At 67.5% G+C, this 17,621-nt stretch carries 19 protein-coding genes; 8 read left to right on the top strand and 11 right to left on the bottom strand.

The genetic code is table 11. The features are described 5' to 3' along the window. Nucleotides 1-610 precede the first annotated feature (610 nt). A complete protein-coding gene (locus AC1C2R_RS09310) occupies nt 611-1,516 on the top strand; it encodes a hypothetical protein (protein WP_495379734.1) in 906 nt (301 codons plus the stop codon). Between the two features lie 32 nt (nt 1,517-1,548). On the opposite strand, the gene AC1C2R_RS09305 is transcribed toward AC1C2R_RS09310, so the two are convergent. Further along, nucleotides 1,549-1,968: a hypothetical protein gene (locus AC1C2R_RS09305; protein ID WP_495379733.1), complete on the bottom strand. Its 420-nt coding sequence runs from the start codon at nt 1,966-1,968 to the stop codon at nt 1,549-1,551. A 2-nt stretch (nt 1,969-1,970) separates the two neighbouring features. Beyond that, on the bottom strand, nt 1,971-2,435 hold the full coding sequence (locus AC1C2R_RS09300) for a hypothetical protein (RefSeq protein WP_495379732.1): 465 nt from the start codon (nt 2,433-2,435) through the stop codon (nt 1,971-1,973). A 311-nt stretch (nt 2,436-2,746) separates the two neighbouring features. Between AC1C2R_RS09300 and AC1C2R_RS09295 the strand changes: the two genes are divergently transcribed. Next, nucleotides 2,747-4,027, top strand: a complete 1,281-nt coding sequence (locus tag AC1C2R_RS09295; RefSeq protein ID WP_495379731.1) for an MFS transporter — start codon at nt 2,747-2,749, stop codon at nt 4,025-4,027. A 35-nt stretch (nt 4,028-4,062) separates the two neighbouring features. On the opposite strand, the gene AC1C2R_RS09290 is transcribed toward AC1C2R_RS09295, so the two are convergent. Further along, entirely contained in the window at nt 4,063-6,300 is a 2,238-nt protein-coding gene (locus tag AC1C2R_RS09290) for an ATP-dependent Clp protease ATP-binding subunit (RefSeq protein WP_495352192.1), read from the bottom strand. A 362-nt stretch (nt 6,301-6,662) separates the two neighbouring features. On the opposite strand from AC1C2R_RS09290, the gene AC1C2R_RS09285 reads away from it, so the two are divergent. The 6 genes from AC1C2R_RS09285 (at nt 6,663) to AC1C2R_RS09260 (ending at nt 10,091) form a co-directional block, all read left to right on the top strand. After that, nucleotides 6,663-7,364 carry a YceI family protein gene (locus tag AC1C2R_RS09285; protein WP_495352191.1) on the top strand — a complete coding sequence of 234 codons (702 nt, stop codon included), beginning with the start codon at nt 6,663-6,665 and terminating at the stop codon, nt 7,362-7,364. 110 nt (nt 7,365-7,474) lie between these two features. Continuing rightward, nucleotides 7,475-8,389: an alpha/beta fold hydrolase gene (locus tag AC1C2R_RS09280; RefSeq protein WP_495379730.1), complete on the top strand. Its 915-nt coding sequence runs from the start codon at nt 7,475-7,477 to the stop codon at nt 8,387-8,389. 66 nt (nt 8,390-8,455) lie between these two features. Continuing rightward, entirely contained in the window at nt 8,456-8,782 is a 327-nt protein-coding gene (locus tag AC1C2R_RS09275; protein ID WP_495352189.1) for a PadR family transcriptional regulator, read from the top strand. Next, nucleotides 8,779-9,135, top strand: a complete 357-nt coding sequence (locus tag AC1C2R_RS09270) for a DUF1048 domain-containing protein (RefSeq protein ID WP_495352188.1) — start codon at nt 8,779-8,781, stop codon at nt 9,133-9,135. The genes AC1C2R_RS09275 and AC1C2R_RS09270 overlap by 4 nt, the downstream gene beginning before the upstream one ends. A gap of 1 nt (nt 9,136) precedes the next feature. Beyond that, nucleotides 9,137-9,463: a DUF1048 domain-containing protein gene (locus AC1C2R_RS09265; protein WP_495352187.1), complete on the top strand. Its 327-nt coding sequence runs from the start codon at nt 9,137-9,139 to the stop codon at nt 9,461-9,463. A 193-nt stretch (nt 9,464-9,656) separates the two neighbouring features. After that, complete coding sequence (locus AC1C2R_RS09260; RefSeq protein ID WP_495352186.1) at nt 9,657-10,091, top strand: nitroreductase family deazaflavin-dependent oxidoreductase; 435 nt, start codon at nt 9,657-9,659, stop codon at nt 10,089-10,091. Between the two features lie 84 nt (nt 10,092-10,175). Here the strand turns inward: AC1C2R_RS09260 and AC1C2R_RS09255 are convergent, their stop codons facing one another. From AC1C2R_RS09255 to AC1C2R_RS09220, 8 genes are all read right to left on the bottom strand, one after another. Beyond that, the gene (locus tag AC1C2R_RS09255) at nt 10,176-11,330 is read right to left on the bottom strand and encodes an FAD-dependent oxidoreductase (protein ID WP_495379729.1); all 1,155 of its coding nucleotides are present in this window, start codon (nt 11,328-11,330) and stop codon (nt 10,176-10,178) included. Beyond that, nucleotides 11,323-12,057 (bottom strand): methyltransferase domain-containing protein, encoded by a 735-nt coding sequence (locus tag AC1C2R_RS09250; RefSeq protein ID WP_495352184.1) that lies wholly within the window; start codon nt 12,055-12,057, stop codon nt 11,323-11,325. Before AC1C2R_RS09250 ends, AC1C2R_RS09255 begins: the two co-directional genes overlap by 8 nt. Continuing rightward, complete coding sequence (locus tag AC1C2R_RS09245; protein ID WP_495379728.1) at nt 12,054-13,196, bottom strand: type III polyketide synthase; 1,143 nt, start codon at nt 13,194-13,196, stop codon at nt 12,054-12,056. Before AC1C2R_RS09245 ends, AC1C2R_RS09250 begins: the two co-directional genes overlap by 4 nt. A 58-nt stretch (nt 13,197-13,254) precedes the next feature. Then, nucleotides 13,255-13,626, bottom strand: a complete 372-nt coding sequence (locus AC1C2R_RS09240; RefSeq protein ID WP_495352182.1) for an SHOCT domain-containing protein — start codon at nt 13,624-13,626, stop codon at nt 13,255-13,257. Nucleotides 13,627-13,630: 4 nt separating this feature from the next. Then, nucleotides 13,631-14,059: a DUF6325 family protein gene (locus AC1C2R_RS09235; protein WP_495352181.1), complete on the bottom strand. Its 429-nt coding sequence runs from the start codon at nt 14,057-14,059 to the stop codon at nt 13,631-13,633. Between the two features lie 92 nt (nt 14,060-14,151). After that, on the bottom strand, nt 14,152-15,234 hold the full coding sequence (locus AC1C2R_RS09230) for an AI-2E family transporter (protein ID WP_495379727.1): 1,083 nt from the start codon (nt 15,232-15,234) through the stop codon (nt 14,152-14,154). Further along, nucleotides 15,234-15,905 carry a GAP family protein gene (locus AC1C2R_RS09225; RefSeq protein WP_495379726.1) on the bottom strand — a complete coding sequence of 224 codons (672 nt, stop codon included), beginning with the start codon at nt 15,903-15,905 and terminating at the stop codon, nt 15,234-15,236. Before AC1C2R_RS09225 ends, AC1C2R_RS09230 begins: the two co-directional genes overlap by 1 nt. 38 nt (nt 15,906-15,943) lie before the next feature. Next, complete coding sequence (locus tag AC1C2R_RS09220) at nt 15,944-17,602, bottom strand: SulP family inorganic anion transporter (protein ID WP_495379725.1); 1,659 nt, start codon at nt 17,600-17,602, stop codon at nt 15,944-15,946. Nucleotides 17,603-17,621 lie beyond the last annotated feature (19 nt).

Below are 17,621 nucleotides of genomic sequence, written 5' to 3'. Positions count from 1 at the left end.
GCGGCGAAGAGGGCGACGCTGAACGGCACGACGGCGACGAGCCATCGATGACGTTGCCGGCGAAGAACGGTGCGTCGTCGGAGATTGTGATATCTTCCGCGCGGAGCTGCGTCGACACCCTGATCGACACGATGCCGCCCACGACGCCGGCGAGCCGGATGAGGCGGATGCCCCCGGAGTGGGCGTTCGTGGACCCCTGCTGCCAAGCAGCTCCGCGCCCAACTCCACGAGGACGGTCTGCTCACGTTCCCCGCACACAACGCGAAGGACAGCGGGGTGCAGACCCAAAACACGTTATTAATGGTGGTCGACGGCGTTCTGGTGTCGGACGCGTGCCCGGCGCTCATTGGGATCCGAGTCGGCGGCACGGGCGGGAGCTCGTGAAGTTGTCTCTGGCGGCGGAGTCCACCTCGGGTGTTCGCGACGGTGACGAGTTCGCCCACGCGACCCGATGCTCCGCGCCCCTCCCGCGAACTGGAGCCGCCAGAGCCCGCTCCGGGTGTGTCGGGGTCCGAGGTCAAGGGAGACCCCACGGGAGGTCGCGCGCGGGCGCTCGTTGGCCAGTTTGTCAACCAGCACGCATGTCGGTGACGAATGCCATGCTTGCGACATGCCGACTGCCCCCGCCGAAGACAACGAACCCACGTTCTCGCCATCGATCGACTTGGTCGGGGGCGTCAACTTCACGACTTGGCCTGAGCTCAAATGGAGCCGAGCAAACACCCACATCGCGGCGATGCAGGCGAAGTTCGGTGAGTGGCACGCGAGCGCGCCCGTTTCAGTCGAAACCGTGTTGCGTACGGGCCGCGAGGGGATCGACTTGGTTGCCCGCGTCCCACGCGGAATACCCAAGTACGAGTGGTCGCTCGGGCTCGGTGACGCCCTCCATAACCTGCGAAGCGCATTTGACGCGGTGGCGTGGGGCATGGCGCACTTCAACAATGCGAAACCGACACGTCCTAAACAAGTCTCCTTCCCGATTTGCGAGGACGAGGACCAGTGGGACAAGGCCGTCAAAGCTTGGGTCAGTGAGATCCACCCAGAGTTCCAGAAGCGGATCAGGCTGATGCAACCGTTCACCTTTGCAGCCGGAGAGGTGACGGTGCTGTCCTTGCTCCATAACCTCGATATTCAAGACAAGCACCGGGACATCCTGACGGTCACGGCCGACGCGCATTCAATCAACCTCGGTGGTTCTTTCGAGTACGAGGATCACGACACGAAGGCCACTCCACGCTTGGAGATGCGCCCCGACGTCAAGTTCGGTGATGGGGTTGTGCTCGGGACGCTCCACGCCGGAGCACCGATCCGCGAAGTCGGCCAGATGATCCTGCGCCCGACCATGCGGGTGGAACTCACCTACCAAGGCTCAACGTATGAGGTCATGGGGATGCTTCAGCAGTTCACCGTGGAGACTCGGCGTTATCTCGACATCCTGATGCATGGGCTCGCCTCGCCTGGTCAACCTGACGAGACAAAGTGGTCGCCGATGGACGTAGGATCGCTACCCGCATAGAAGGTAGAGCGGCTCCAATGGTGCGCACGAGGCTAGAAGTCGTAAACGATGCCGCTGTATTCGCCCGTGTACTCAACCGCAGTGTCGCCAACCTTGACTTTCGCCTTCTTCGGATCGAGTTCCTGCTGGACTCTGCTTTCGTCGCTCGCGAGTGTCTCTTGGCGGGTTGACCCTTGCCCGAATGCGCTGAAGATTCCAATGGAGTCGTTCGTGCGGAAGGTGCGCCCGACAGACAAGCGCGGCGCGACATGGATGATCTTGACCACAGTCTTGGCAATCTGGATCGAATCCAGGACCTCGTTCGTGTCGGGGTCTCGGATGTCCTCGCCAGCATCGCTGAGGATGGCAAACTTCATCCCTTCCTCAACCCCGTCGTCCTCGCCCTTGTTCAAGGCAAGGTCGGTGTTGTTGATGATGCGCGCCACTTTGGCGTAGATCAGTCCGTCTGTCATAGTTACTCCGGTTCCCCGTCTTTCATATCGCCGGGTTGGTCTTCGGTCAGTTCTGGGTAGGCTTTCGCCCAATCTTCGAGGTTGGTAACCAGTCGGCTCTTCACTTCGCTGAGTTTCCAGCTGAGTTCGCCGATGTCCTCTCGCGCCTTTCCGGCCGGTCGGCGATCGAATGCTTCTTCTGCAAGTTCTGCCAGCTCGCCAGCCCCCACGGCAATGTTGGCGAGATGGCGAACCGCCATACGCGACGCGGTGAGGTTGGGTGCACTAGGGCGTTGGGACACCGCCGACGCGCCGCCGAGATTCAACAGGCCTGCAACGATGACCAAGAGGGCGCTTTGCGCCGCATTGATTGGTGTCTCGGCGGACGCAGCGAACGCGAGCCAAACTGAGGCTCCGAGCCCGAGCACTAAGAGGATGACGCCGATAGCGATGCGATGCTTCAACACCCCAGCCACGACGCGGTCCATGGGTACATACTCGCACTGGGTGCGCCGGCGGCGCGGAGAGCCTCACGGGTGCCAGTCGAAAAAATGGCATCCCTGCTGGCAACCTGTCGATGTTCCTGCCGGAGGAGGACGCAGAACGGAAGCCACCCGACCAGGGAGGCTCGTCCGAATTCACTGCAGACATGTCGCCTCCCCCAGGTTCACACTGCTGCGGCCACCCTAGCGGGGCGGGCCGGACCGACGGAAGGCCCCGGGGCGGGCCGGACCGCTACCGACGCGCGGGCGCGACCGCCGAGTGGTGCAATGTCGGCCGTGTCGACCAGAATGCTCAAGTGATCAGCGCGCGGTCGTTCTGGAGTGCACTCCCCACCGAGGGCAGGTGGCTGCTGTCGACGGTCGCGATCCAGACGCTCGGCCGAGGGCTGACCCTGCCGTTCACGATCATCTACCTGCACGAGGTGCGTGGCTTCGACCTCGGCTTGTCGGGTGCGCTGATGAGCCTCATCGCGGTGGTCGGGCTCATCGTGACCGGCCCCGGCGGCACCCTCATCGACCGCTTCGGCGCCAAGACCGTGCTGCTCGCCGGGCTCGTCTCGATGATCGCCGGCTGCACCCTGCTCGCGTTCGCGACCCACCCGGCGGTCGCGGCCGTCGCCCTCGTGCTGATCGGCGTGAACTTCGGCGTCTCGTGGCCGGGGTTCAACGCGCTCATCGCCGCAGTGGTCTCCGGCGAGCTCCGGCAACAGTACTTCGGCGTCAACTTCGCGCTCGTGAACCTCGGCATCGGGGTCGGCGGCATCGTCGGCGGGTTCTACATCGACGTCCACTCGCCAGAGACCTTCACCGTGATCTTCCTCGTCGATGCGGCCAGCGCCCTGATCCCGATGGCCCTCCTGCTCGGGCCGCTGCGCCGTCTGCGCACCCAGGTCGAGCCGAGCGAGGAGTCGGCGGCGGCCGGCGGCTATCGCGAGATCCTGCGCAAGCCGGCGGTGCTGTGGCTGACACTGCTCACCTTCATCGCCATGTTCATCGGCTACGGCCAGATGGAGGCGGGGTTCCCGGCGTACGCACGACAGGTGGCCGAGGTCTCCACGCGCGTGATCGGCCTCTCGTTCGCGGTGAACACCGCGGTCATCGTGCTGCTGCAGTTCACCGTGCTGGCGAAGATCACCGGCAAGCGGCGCACCCGCGTGATGTGGGTGATGGCCGGGGTGTGGGCGCTCTCGTGGCTGATCCTCGGCGCCGCCGGCCTCCTGCCCGACTCCGTGACGGCGGCGATCGGAGTGCTCGCCTTCATGGGCGTCTTCGCCTTCGGCGAGACGTTGCTGCAACCGACCGTGCCCGCGATCTACAACGACCTCGCCTCCGATCACAATCGGGGCCGGTACAACGCCATCAACTCGGCGGCGTTCCAGGGCGGCGCGATCGCCGGGCCGATCGCCGCCGGCCTGCTGCTCGATCACGACCTCGACGCGTGGTACATCGGTGTCATGGTCGTCGGCTGCCTCGGCATCGGCGCACTGGCCATCGCCCTCGAGCGGCGCATCCCGGCGAACGCGAACGGCGTGCCCGCGACCGCGACAGCGACCGAGCCCGCACCCGCCACGGACTGACCCGCGGTACGAGGCGGACCCGAACTACCTGCCCGCTACCGCCCGTCGTCGACGATCTCGGCGTCGACCACGTCGTCGCCGAAGCCGGCTGCGTCGCCGCGGTCGTGCGGTGCAGCCGCATCCGCACGGGTCACCGTGAGCGAGTCGCCGTCGTCGGCGAGCGCGACCACGACGGCGTCGCCGTCACGCAACTCGCCGGCGAGCAGGGCTCGCGCGAGCCGGTCGTCGATCTCGTGCTGCATCAGCCTGCGCAGCGGTCGGGCACCGTACAGCGGGTCGTAGCCGCGCTCCGCGAGCCAGGCGCGAGCGTCGGGGGTGACGCCGAGCTCGAGCCGCCGCTCGTGCAGCCGACCCGAAAGCCGGTCGATGTAGAGATTCACGATCTCGGCGAGCTCCTGCTCGCTGAGGGCCGAGAACACGACGATGTCGTCGAGCCGGTTGACGAACTCGGGCTTGAACGCCTGCCGCACGGTCTGCAGCACGGCCTGCTCCTTCTCGTCCCAACTGAGACCTGGGTCGATCAGGTACTGCGAGCCGAGGTTCGACGTGAGAATCAGGATGGTGTTGCGGAAGTCGACCGTGCGACCTTGACCGTCGGTGAGGCGCCCGTCATCGAGCACCTGCAGCAGCACGTCGAAGATCTCGGGGTGCGCCTTCTCGACCTCGTCGAAGAGGATCACCGAATACGGGCGCCGGCGCACCGCCTCGGTGAGCTGGCCGCCCTGGTCGTAGCCGACGTAGCCGGGAGGGGCGCCGACGAGCCGCGAGACCGAGAACTTCTCGCCGTACTCCGACATGTCGATGCGCACCATGGCGTGCTCGTCGTCGAAGAGGAAGTCGGCGAGCGACTTCGCGAGCTCGGTCTTGCCGACGCCGGTCGGGCCGAGAAAGAGGAACGAGCCCGTCGGCCGGTTGGGGTCGCTGATGCCGGCGCGCGAACGCCGCACCGAGTCGGCGACCGCCGCGACCGCGCGCCTCTGGCCGATGAGGCGTTTCCCGAGCTCCTGCTCCAAGTGCAGCAGCTTCTCGGTCTCGCCCTGCAGCAGACGGCCGACGGGGATACCGGTCCACGCCGCGATGACCTGCGCGATGTCTTCTTCCGTGACCTGCTCGTTGACCATGCGCGGCTCGTCGGGTGCCTCTTCGGCCTGTTCCGCCTCAGCGAGGTCGCGTTGCAGTCGGGCGATCGTCTCGTACTCGAGCTTGGAGGCCTTCGCGTAGTCGGCTTCGCGCATGGCGCGATCGCGCTGCGTGACGGCGTCGTCGAGCTGCTTCTTCAGCTCGCCGACGCGATTGAGCGACATCCGTTCGCGTGCCCAGCGTGCTTCGAGCCCGGCGAGCTCGCGCTCCTGTTCGACGAGCGTCTCGCGGAGTTTCGCGAGCCGCTCCTTCGAGGCGTCGTCCTTCTCCTTCTTGAGAGCGAGCTCTTCGAGCCTCAAGCGGTCGACCTGGCGCTTCAGCTGGTCGATCTCGACGGGGCTCGAGTCGATCTCCATCTTGAGGCGCGACATGGCCTCGTCGACGAGGTCGATCGCCTTGTCGGGCAGCTGCCGGGCAGAGATGTAGCGATTCGACAGGGATGCCGCGGCGACGAGTGCTGCGTCGGAGATCGTGACCCCGTGGTGCGCTTCGTAGCGCCCCTTGAGCCCGCGAAGGATCGCAACCGTGTCTTCGACGCTCGGTTCGCCGACGTACACCTGCTGGAAGCGGCGTTCGAGCGCGGCATCCTTCTCGATGTATTCGCGGTACTCGTTGAGGGTGGTCGCACCGATGAGGCGCAGCTCGCCGCGCGCGAGCATGGGCTTCAGCATGTTCGAGGCCGCGACGGATCCCTCACCGCCGCCCGCACCCATGAGCAGGTGCAATTCATCGACGAAAGTGATGATCTCGCCCTCGGCGTCGTTGATCTCCTTCAGCACGGACTTCAGCCGTTCCTCGAACTGGCCTCGGTACATCGCACCCGCGACGAGCGCCGAGATGTCGAGCGAGATGAGTTGCTTGCCCTTCAGCGACTCGGCGACGTCGCCCGCGACGATGCGCTGGGCGAGTCCTTCGACGACGGCGGTCTTGCCGACGCCCGGTTCACCGATGAGCACGGGGTTGTTCTTCGTGCGCCGGGTGAGCACCTGGCTGACACGGCGGATCTCCGCGTCACGGCCGATGACCGGGTCGAGCTTGCCCGCCTCCGCGATCTCGGTGAGGTTGACACCGTACTGTTCGAGCGCCGACTTCTGCTCTTCTTCCGTGCTCGGCGCGCCTTGCATGTTGGCCACAGCCACTCCCTTCTTCAAAGTTGAGCCTAATAGACTCAGCTTTGGCGAGAGGGTTGGTATTCCGGCATCTGCGCCGAATCTCCCCCGCTTGCCACGGTAGACGGATGCCGCGGCAGCCGCCACCGCGAAACTGGAGCGCGTGCTCTTCAGCCCACCATCTCGACGGCGTTCACCGTCGTGCGCTGCACCTCACCGGGTGTCGGCACCTCGCAGCGCACCGGCATGCCCGGGTACGAACGGGCGAGGGTCGCTCATGCACGCCATTCTGCGTCATCCGACGTCATCTCGAAACGATCCCAGCGAGTTCGATGCGTTCTCAGACGTTCATCGGCAATGCTCGAAGTCCGACCCTGGGGAGCAACATGCAGAAGCGCACGAAGATCATCACCGCCTCGATTGTCGCGGGGGTGCTCGTGCTCGGCGCCACCGCCGCCATCGCCGGCCCGATCGTCTACCGCGACCTCATCGTCGGCGAGGCCGACGCCGCACCGTCGGTCACGGCGGCCCCGACGGCGACGAGCGACACGGGCGCGGAGGCGGCCGATCTCAGCGGAGCCTGGGCCGTGACCGACGGCTCGTTCGCCGGCTACCGGCTCGACGAGGTGCTCAACGGCACGGATGTCACGGTCACCGGGCGCACTGAGAACGTCACCGGTTCGCTCGCCGTCGAGGGCGACACGCTCACCGCCGGCGCGATCACGGTCGACGTCGACTCCATCGCGACCGACTCGGGCAACCGTGACGCGTACTTCCGCGACACCGCACTGCGCACCTCTGAATTCCCGACGGCCACCTTCACCCTGACCGGCCCGGTCACCGCGACCGCACCGCCGGTCGCGGGTGAAGTGCAGACCCTGAGCGCCACGGGCGACCTCACGATCGCCGGAGTCACCCGCTCGGTCACCGTCGACCTCGAGGCCGTGCTGAACGGCGCCGATGGTCAGGTCGCGGGCAGCATCCCCATCACCTTCGGCGACTTCGGCGTCGAGGCACCGAACCTCGGCTTCGTCTCGGTCGAGCCCGACGGCTTCATCGAGTTCTCGCTCGCGCTCGCGCGGGGCTGAGGCTCAGGGATTCATCGCACCCATGGCGGGGAGACCGGATCCGCATCGCTCCCCGGAATCGTCATTCCGCTTGCGGAGCACGAAATTCAGCTGACGCTACGCTCGACTCCATGGAATTCCCCCGGGATGCTGCGACCGAGGCAGAGACCAGCACTTGGTCGGGGCATCCTCAGGGGAGTCCCGGCTGGGCCCCGACGAGGGATGGCAGACGCCTCTTCCACCAGGCTGTCGACGGCCCGGGGCCGACCGTCGTCTTCGAGGCCGGCATCGCGTCGACTCGTTCGATCTGGGGACTGGTTCAGCCGGCCATCGGAGGCGCGGCGCGGTCGGTCGTCTACGACCGCGCCGGACTGGGCCTGAGTCCGCAGGCCGCGGGATCGCGCCGGCTTCCCGTACTCGCGGACGACCTCAACGACCTGCTCGATCACCTGAACGGAGAAGGCGAGAACGATGCCGGCTTCGTGCTCGTCGGGCACAGCTGGGGCGGCCCGATCGTGCGCCTCGCCGCATCCGCTCGACCCGAGCGAGTCCGCGCTCTCGTGCTGGTCGATCCGGCAGATGAGGACTGCGAGCTCTACTACTCGCCGGCCACCGAACGAGCCACTCGGATTCAGAACTCCCTGTTTCCCGGGCTCGCCCGCATCGGTCTGCTGAGATGGGCGTACGGGCTCACGGCCGGCTCCCTCCCGCCGCAGATCCGGGCGGATGTGCGGCGGGAGATGTACACGCCAGGGGCGGTCGCAACCCAGATCGCCGAATCGACATCGATGTCGGATGACCTTCGGGAACTGCAGTCGACGCCCATCGATCTTCCGGCGATACCGCTGACCATCATCTCGGGAGGGAAGAGTGCCGGTGTGGGAGCGGAAGGGCGTCGCCAACTCATCACTGCGCATCGTGCTCGTGCGGAACGCGCCGAACACGGGCGGCATGTGATCGCCGAGCGTTCCGGCCACGTTGTCATGCTCAGTGAACCCGAGGTCATCGCGACCGAGATCGAAGAGGTACTGCGTTCGTCATCGTGAGCTACTCTGTGGTACGTTGTAGTGGTACTCGGTGGCACCGAGTACCAGGAGCGCTGAAGAGGACACGTGGACGATCTGACGGAGATGCTGAAGGGCACGCTCGAAGGTTGCGTCCTTGAAATCATCGGCAGCGAAGAGACCTACGGGTACGCCATCACTCGGCGGCTGAACGAACTCGGATTCGCCGACGTCATCGAGGGGACGGTGTACACCATCCTCCTGCGACTGGAGAAGAACGGGCTCGTCCAGGTGGCGAAACGGCCGTCGGGGCTGGGCCCGCCGCGCAAGTTCTACGCACTCAATGAGGCGGGGCGGGAAGAACTCGCGACGTTCTGGGCGAAATGGGCGTACATCACATCACGGATCGACAAGCTCAAGGAGGGCGAGGGATGAACTTCTGGGAGACCATCACAGGCAGCGACCTCACCAGGGAATGGAAGGCGTTCGAAGTCCGGGCCGAGGCACTGCCGGCCGACTACCGCGCTGCGTGGGCACAGATCATCGTTCATCTTTTTCCCTACGGAGGCCTCACCGGTCGGAACCTGATGCCGATTCTCGACGGCGCGCTGGGGCTGCTCGAAGAAACAGCGGCCGATGGGCAGAGCATTCACGAAGTGCTGGGGGACGACGTCGAGGGCTTCTGCGTGGCGCTGGCCGGCGGAGAAGGAGCCCGGAGCTACCGCGATCGGTGGCGCGAACAGTTGAACAGAGACGTCGCGCGGAAATTGGGCCGGCTAGGAGGCTGACATGGGCATTCACGACATCATCGAGGGCAAGAAGCAGTGGCGGGCACACATGGCGCGGGTCAAGGCGCTCCCGCCGGACTACCAGATCGTCTACAAAGAGATGCAGAAGTACTTCTTCAAGGTCGGACCGATCGACCTGGCTGACGGCAACCTACTCTCAGGAATCCTGGACTTCTTCGAGGAGGGCGTCGCGGCCGAGAAGGGAGTCCTGGAACTCATCGGCACCGACGTCGCGGCCTTCTGCGACGACCTGGTCAAGGACTCGCGCACCTACGCGGACCTTTACCAGGAGTCCATCAACGCGAATCCCGGCACGGCCGAGAAGTAACACTGCGGGTTCGTGCTGCGGTTCCAGGGCGTTCCGCATCGAGGTGCGCGCCCTGCAGGAGGCGCCCGACGCCTGAGCGTCAGGCGATGAGGGCTGGCTCGACATCACCCTGCTGGGGAACGACACGGATATCCCTGAACGGAACGCTTCGCCCCGAGACCGGGTATCGTCGAGGAACCATCGAGGAGGATCCATGCCGCTGGAAGGCGAGTACGAACCGAGCACGTCGAGTTGGGCGCGCAAGCAGGCTGAAGCGTTCGAGGCGTCGAACGGCGAGAAGTCGAACACCTTGAAGGGGATGCCGATCATCCTGCTCACCACGGTCGGGGCGAAGTCCGGCAAGCTCCGCAAGACCGCCCTCATGCGCGTCGAGCACGACGGCGAATACGCAGTAGTCGCTTCGCTCGGCGGTGCGCCGAAGCATCCGGTCTGGTATTGGAACGTGAAGAAGCACCCGCACGTCGAGCTGCAAGACGGCTCCGAGAAGCACGACTACGTCGCGCGCGAGCTCGAGGGCGACGAGCGCGAGACCTGGTGGGCGCGCGCCGTCGAGGCGTATCCCCCGTATGCCGACTACCAGACGAAGACCGATCGCCAGATCCCCGTCTTCCTGCTCACGCGCATCTGATCGGCAGCGGGCGGCGCGGCAGCGGGCGGGCGCGTCGGAGCCAGCCGACACGCGCTCAGGCGGGCGCGGCCGCGCCCGCCTGCGTCAGAGCCAGCGCATCGTGAACGCCCGCGCAAGCACCGCCCGCAGCGGCGGCACGGCGAGCGCCCGCACAGCCGCATTGCGCAGCCGGAGCCGCGCACCCGCCGCGGGCGCACCCATCGCCATATTGAACGCGGCCTGGCGCATGGCGCGCGCCGCCGCCGAACGCCGCACGCGCGCATAACGGGTGAAGGCCTCGAACGGCGCTCCCGCGTCGAGCGCGGCGGTCAGGTCGTGCTGGAGGGCGAGGGCGTCGAGCCATCCGAGGTTCATGCCCTGACCGCCGATGGGGCTGACCTCGTGCGCCGCGTCGCCGACGAGGGCGACACGGCCATGCGACATCCGCTCGGCCAGGTGCTGTCTCGCCTCGAACGCGGTCGGTGGCGAGACCGACGCCTGATCGAGCGCCTCGCCCGTGCGGCCGGCGACGATCGTCGCGAGCACACCGGCGTCGAGCCGCGCCGGCGGCCGCCGTACCCACGCGACCCAGCGGCGCTGCCGCCCGGGCATCGGAAAGGACTCGACCACTCCGGCGGGCTCGAAGTGCAGCAGGGCTGTCGCCGGCTCGTCGGTGTCGTCGTGGGCGTCGCCCATCACGTAGTGCGCCCGGCCCGGCCACGCGTTCCAGCCGATGTCGACGAGGCTCCGAATGCCGCTGCGCACCCCGTCTGCTCCGACCGCGTAGCGCGCCCGCACCGTGACCTCCTCACCGCCGCGATCGGCCGTGACTTCGACGTGGGTGCCCCGGTCGCGGATGCCGCGCACCTCCGTCGCCTGTTCGAGCGCGCTCGGGGCGAGCTCGTCGAGCCGCCGTTCGAGCAGCGCCTCGGTCTCGAGCTGCGGCAGCGACCAGACCGTGCCGGCGCGGCTGAACGACATCACGCCGAGCGTGCGTCCCTCGCACGTCACCCTGCCATCCCGGATCTCGACGGCGGCGGCCCGCACCGCACCCCCGATGCCCACCGCGTCGAGGGCGTGCAACCCGGGCGGGTGGATGCCGATCGCCCGCGACGACCTCGCGTGCGCGCGCGGGGCACGACGTTCGAGCACGATCACGTCGCGGCGGTGCTGCGCGAGCAGGCACGCGAGGAGGAGCCCGACGGGCCCGCCGCCCACGATGACCACGTCGTGCATCTGGTCGACGGATGCCTCAGACATCCGTACCCCAGACGACCTCGAGCCGCGATGGGAACGCCCGCCGCACGGCCCACCCTTCGGGCAGCACGGCCGCGAGCTCGGCAGCGGTATGGCTGCGCCGGATCGACGTCAGCCCGTCGGGGCGAATGTACGAGCCGGCGAGCAGGTTGCCGGCGAACGGCAGCGTGCCGAGCCAGAAGCTCGCGTAGCCGAGCCGCGTGCGCTCGATGTCACCGTGGACGGCGATGCCGCCCGCGCCGAGCAGCAACTCGCTGTCGCGCAGCAGCGCTCCGAACTCGCGGCCGTCGAGGTGATGCAGCACGTGGTTCGACAGCACGAGATCGAAGTGCTCGCCCGCCTCGACGAGCTCACCGCTCGCGGCACGGCTGAGCGTCAGCCCCGGTGTCGGCGGTTGGGCCGAAGCCCACTCCATCGCCCGTGCGTCGGGGTCGATCGCCGTGATCTCGAGCTGCAGTCCGTCTTCGTCAGCCCAGCGCAGCAGGCGGCGCGGCAGGTCGGCGCTGCCCGAGCCGATATCGACGAGACGCGTGCCCCAGACGGGCGAGAGCCGCGGCCGCACCCACCGCCGGTACACCGCGCGCTCCCCCGACACCACCGCGTTGACGAGACGGAACCGCTCGTAGGTCTTCGTGAGCATCGCCGGGTCGGCGGCGGGGTCGTCCATGAGCTCCCGCGCCTCGGCATCGCGCGCATCGAGGCCGGCCGACCCTGGGAACACGACGGTCACACCCGAATGGTCATGAGCGCCGACTCGACGGTGATCCCCGGGCCGAACGCCATCGCCGCCACCCGATCGCCGTCGGCGGCCGCCTCGGAGTCGAGGATGTTCCGCAGCACGAAGAGCACGGTCGCGCTCGACATGTTGCCGTAGTCGCGCAGCGTCGCGCGCGCCGGCACGAGTTGCGCCTCGGTGAGCACGAGCCGCGACTCGACCTTGTCGAGGATCGACCGCCCGCCCGGGTGGATCGCCCAGTGTTCGACGGCTTCCGAAGACCCGTCGGTCGCGAGCGCCGACGTGAGCGCCTCGTCGTGCGCGAAGAGCGGCTCGAGAGCGCCCGTGATGTGGTCGTCGATGATCGCCGGGATCGCGTTGGAGAGCACCATCTCGAAGCCGTGGTCGCCGATCTTCCACGCCATGTCGCCTTCGCCGACGGGCGTGATGCGAGTGGCGAAGCGGTCGAGCTCGAACGCCCGCTCGCCGGGCGCGAGCGGGCGCGCGGTGACGATTCCCGAGCCGGCCCCGTCGGCGAAGAGCGACGACGCGACGATCGTGTCGGGGTCGTTCGAAGTGCGCAGATGCAGCGTGCAGAGCTCGACGGAGACGACGAGCACGACCGCCGAGGCATCCGCTTTCGCCAATTGCGACGCGATGCGCAGTGCCGGAATCGACGCGTAACACCCCATGAAGCCGAGGTGATAACGCTCGACGCCGGGATCGAGCCCCAGCTCGCGGGCGATCATGAAGTCGGGTCCGGGGGCGTAGAAGCCCGTGCACGAGACGGTGATGACATGCGTGATATCGGATGCCTCGATGCCCGGCACCGCCTCGATGGCCCTGCGGCCCGCTTCGACGTAGAGCGGCGTGGCCTGCTCGGCATAGATCTCGTTGCGCACCTTGGTGCCCGGGAAGAGGAGCTCGCCCGATTCGACGTCGAAGAAGACGGGCTCTTCGGGATGCGCGTTGAAGCTGAGCTCGTCGAGCACCGTGTGGCGGGTCTCGATGCCCGACACGTTGAACGAGGTGGCGACGATGCGCTGACCGAGACGGTTCAGCCCAGGCTGGGCCGCGAACACATCGCGCACCTCTGCCTGCACGAGAACAGTCGGTGGAACGACGGTCGAGACGCCCCTCAGGGTGACGGTCATGCCGCTGTGCATGCAGCCGAGCGGATGCCGCGACAGGACTCGGACGAGGCTCGCACGGTCACCCCAGCAGCTTCGCCTTGGCCGCGGCGAACTCGTCGTCGGTGAGGATGCCCTGCTCTTTCAGCGCGCCGAGTTTCGAGAGCTCGCCGACGATGTCGGTGCCGCCGGCCGAAGCGGCCGGTGCAGCGGCGGCCTGTTGCGCCCCGACGCCCATCGCCGCCTGCTGCTGCGCCGCCGCGGCCTGGGCCGCTGCGTCGACCTGCGCCTGCTGTTGCTGGGCCTCGTACTGCTGCTGCTCGTACTGGTCTTGGGACTTCTGCTGTTGGCGACGCTGCATGCCGCCGCTGACCGCGGTGGCGGTTCCGGCGACGACTGCCGTGCGAGCGGCCATGCCGATCAGCCCCGGGCGTCCCATTCTTCTGAACGGCATCTTCCTACTCCTCTTCGGCTTCGGCGAGCGCGGCGTTCACGACGGGCGCGGGAATGCGTTCGGTCTGCAGCACGATGCCGCCCGCGGCGGCGAACTTCGAGGCGAGACGCTTCGCCCAGACGAGTTCGATCGCGAGCAGCGCACCCGAGGTGCCAGGCGGAATACCCTCGGCGAGCTCGGCGGCATCTTCATCGGCGACGAGGCCGATCGCCTCGAGCTCGACCGTGCCGAAGCCGTACTCGTCGCTCACGTCTGCGAACTCGGTGATCTTCACCGTGCCGTCTTCGGCCCGCGAGATCACGAGGAAGTCGAGCAACCTGATCTCGCCGCCCTCGATGAGCTCACGAATCGCCTCGAGGCTGCCTGCATCGGGGCGATCGCCCTCGAACCCCACGAGGTACAGGTCCACCGGACCGTATTCGAAATCCGCCATGATCTCCCCAATCCACGTGGTTGCAGACTACGCGCGCAGCACCCCGGGACGCCAGAGTCCAGCGGAATCCTCGGCGGACGACGAACATCGGGTCACGACACGTTCGGGTCGCCCGACAGCCGGCGGAGCGCCCGCGTGTTCTCGTCGGGCTCGAGCAGCAGGGCCCGCACGAGCAGCGTGAGCGGGATGCAGAGGATCGCACCGATCGGCCCGATCACGAGAGTCCAGAACACGACCGAGAAGAAGGTCAACGTGAGGGTGAGGCCCACGGCGTCGCTCACGAACTTCGGCTGCACGAGCACTTGCAGCACGACGTTGATCAGGCTGTACGCGAGGACCACGACGAGCGCCAGCGGCCAGCCGCTGATGACGAGCGCGAGCACCGCGGGCGGGATGACGCCGATCACGAAGCCGATGTTCGGGATGAAGTTCGTGACGAACGCGAGGATCGCCCACACGATCGGGATCGGCACGCCGAGCGCCCAGAGCAGCAGGCCGTCGAGCACGGCGACGATGAGTCCGAACGTCGCGTTGACCACGTAGTACCGCCGCACGCTCGTGAAGTAGTGGGCGCCGATCACGTCGCCCGCCGCCGTGCCGAACACGCGGCCGCCGCCGCGGCTGAAGCGCGAGGCATCCGCTGCCATGAAGATGACGTAGGCGAGCACGAAGAAGAAGGCCGTCGCGGCGCCGAACACGGCATCGGCGACTCCCGCTGCGAACGTGAGCAGCACCTCGGGGTCGACGGCGGCGGCCGTCGAAGCGGCCGACACGCTCGTGATTCCGAGCGAGGTGAGCCAGTCGTAGATCGCCTGAACGGTCGCGGTCAGCTCGTCGGCGTAGTCGGGCAGCATCTCGATGAACTGCACGGATGCCACGACGAGCAGTACGCCGAGCACGGCGAGGATCAGGTAGGCGACGACGATCACGGCGGTCGTCGCGAGCCAGCGCGGCCAGCCGCGTCGCTCGAGCGGGCGGCGCACCGGGTGGGCGATGATCACCACGACCGCGGCGACCGCGGCGGGGGCCAGGATGTCGCGGGCGAACCAGATGCCGCCGAAGACGATCGCCGCGGCGGCGATCGTGAGCAGCATCCGCGTCCCGTGCGCGAGCCCCGCTCCCTGAGCGAGCGACTCGGGCTCAGCCGGCGACTCGGGCTCAGTGGCATCCGTCATCAGAAGCTCCCGATTCCCTTGCCGATCACGACGACGCCGATGACGAGGAGCAGCACCGCCATGACCGTCGCGTTGTTGTGCACGAGCCACGCGCGGAGCGATTCGAGCGGGCCGCCCATCTTGTCGGCGGCGATGAGGTACGCGATCACGGGCACGGCGACGGTGCACGCGGCGATGATCGTGAAGATCACGACCGAGATCGTGATCTCACCGCCGCTCAGGCCGGCGGTGCCGATCAGCACGCCGGCGCTGGCCGCCATCAGCAGGTTCTTCGGGTTGACGGCTGCGAGCAGGAAGCCGAGCACACCCCCGCGCACCGTCGTCATCGAGTCGATCGCCGACATCCACTTCGGCAGCGCCGCCTCCTCTCCCGGCTTCGGCCGCCCGCGCCACTGCCGCAGGGCGAGCAAGAGCAGGCCGGCGCCGAGCAGCAGTTTGATGACACCGGAGATCGGCTTCGAGGCGTCGGAGTCCTGCTCGGGGATGATCGAGGCGAGCAGCGTGAACACGACGACCGCGACGACGATGCCGAGCACCCAGCCGATCAGGAAGCCGACGCTCGTTCCCTTCGCCTTCGGTGAGAGCAGCATGAGGATCGCCGCGATGATCGGGATCGGGCTGATCGCGATGCCGAGCGCGAGCGGCAGGATGCTTCCGATGACCTCGCCCATGTGTGTACTCCCTGTCTGGCGGCCACAGCCACCGTCGGTTACTGCTGCTGTTGCGATGCTCCCGCGAGCGCCGCGATGGCGGCACGGTTCGTGTCGAAGGTGCGGTGATCTCCGAGCAGGCCGAGGTGCATCAACCGGGCGCGTGCATCCGGCCGCACCCGGCTGAATGCGAGCTCGATGTCGCGCGCGGTCAACCATGCCTCGAGCTTCGTGAAGGCATCTGCGCCCGTGACGTCGACGTCGGTCACCGCCTCCATGTCGACGACGAGGTGGTGCACGGATGCTTCGGGCGCGGCCGTGATCGCTCGCTTGACCGCATCGGCGAACACCGATCCGTTGGCGAAGAAGAGCGGTGCGGCGAGGCGCACGACCATGACGCCGGGTGCCGTGACCTCACCCTTCGGTGCACCGACGAGCAGCGAATCGCTCGGCTCGCCGCTGCCGGCGAGTACGTCGATCGCGGGGTTCGCGGCTCGCTTGGCGAGGTTGACGAGCGCCAGGACGAACGCCACCAGGATGCCGGGGATCGAACCGACGAAGAGGGTGACGAGGAAGCACACCGCGCCGATGCCGAACTCGAAACGGTCGGCCTTCCAGAGAGCGATGAACTCCCTGATGCCGAGGAGCGGGAGGATCGCAACCCCGACGATGGCTCCGATCGCGGGCGACGGGATGTCGGCGAGCAGCGCCGTGCCGAAGAGCAGCAGGAGCAGGGTGCCGACGGCGAGCACGAGGGAAGGCAGCTGTGTGCGCGAACCAGCCTGGTCCATGGCCGCGGTTCGGGAGGTCGAGGATCCGACGGCGAAGCCGCCGCTCGCGCCCGCCGCGATGTTGCCGAGGCCGAAGGCGAAGAGATCGCGGTTCGGATTCGTCGGGTAGCCGTGCTTCTCGCCGTAGGAACGGGAGACGAGCAGGCCCTCGGCGGTCGAGACGAGCGTGAGCGCCATTGCCGACGGGATGAGCACGAGCCACATCGACCAATCGATGACGGGCCAGGTCAGGGCCGGCGGTCCGGCGGGCACTTCGCCGAGCACGGCGACGCCGGCCTCGTCGAGATTCGCCGCGACCACCACCACGGTGGCCAGCACCAAGACGACGAGCGCCCACGGCACCATTCGCGCGTAGCGCTTGCCGATGAGCAGCACCGCGACGGATACCGTCGCGATGAGCACCGACCACCCGTTGATGCTGCCGAGTCCCGTCACGAGGCCGACGAGCTTGTCGACGAACTCGCCGCCCGAGTCGATCTGCACGCCGAGCATCTTCGCGATCTGGCTGACCAGGATGTCGAGGGCGAGCCCGCCGACGAATCCCACGAGGATCGGCTTCGAGAGGAAGTTCGCGAGGAACCCGAGCTTGAACACCGCCAGCAGCAGGAACATGATGCCGCAGAGGATCGCCTGCGCGAGTGCGAGCGTCGCGTAGTCGGCGCTGCCCGCGACGGCGAGACCGCCGAGCGACGAGGCGACGAGTGCGGCCGCAGCGGCATCGGGCGAAGCAACGAGCTGTCGCGACGAGACGACCAGTGCGTAGACGATCGTCGGCACGATCAGCGCATAGAGACCCGCTGTCGCGGGTAACCCCGCGATCTGGGCGTAGCCGATGTTGAGCGGAATCGCGATGGCGAGAAGTGTGACGCCCGCGGTGAGCTCGCGGAACACGTTCCTGCCCCGGAGCCCAACCAACGGTTTCTGCACCGGATCCCCCATTCCGTCT

Source organism: Agromyces sp. Y182 (genome assembly GCF_059445385.1).
Note: the sequence above shows the minus strand (reverse complement) of the source record. Positions and strands in the feature narration are given on the sequence as shown.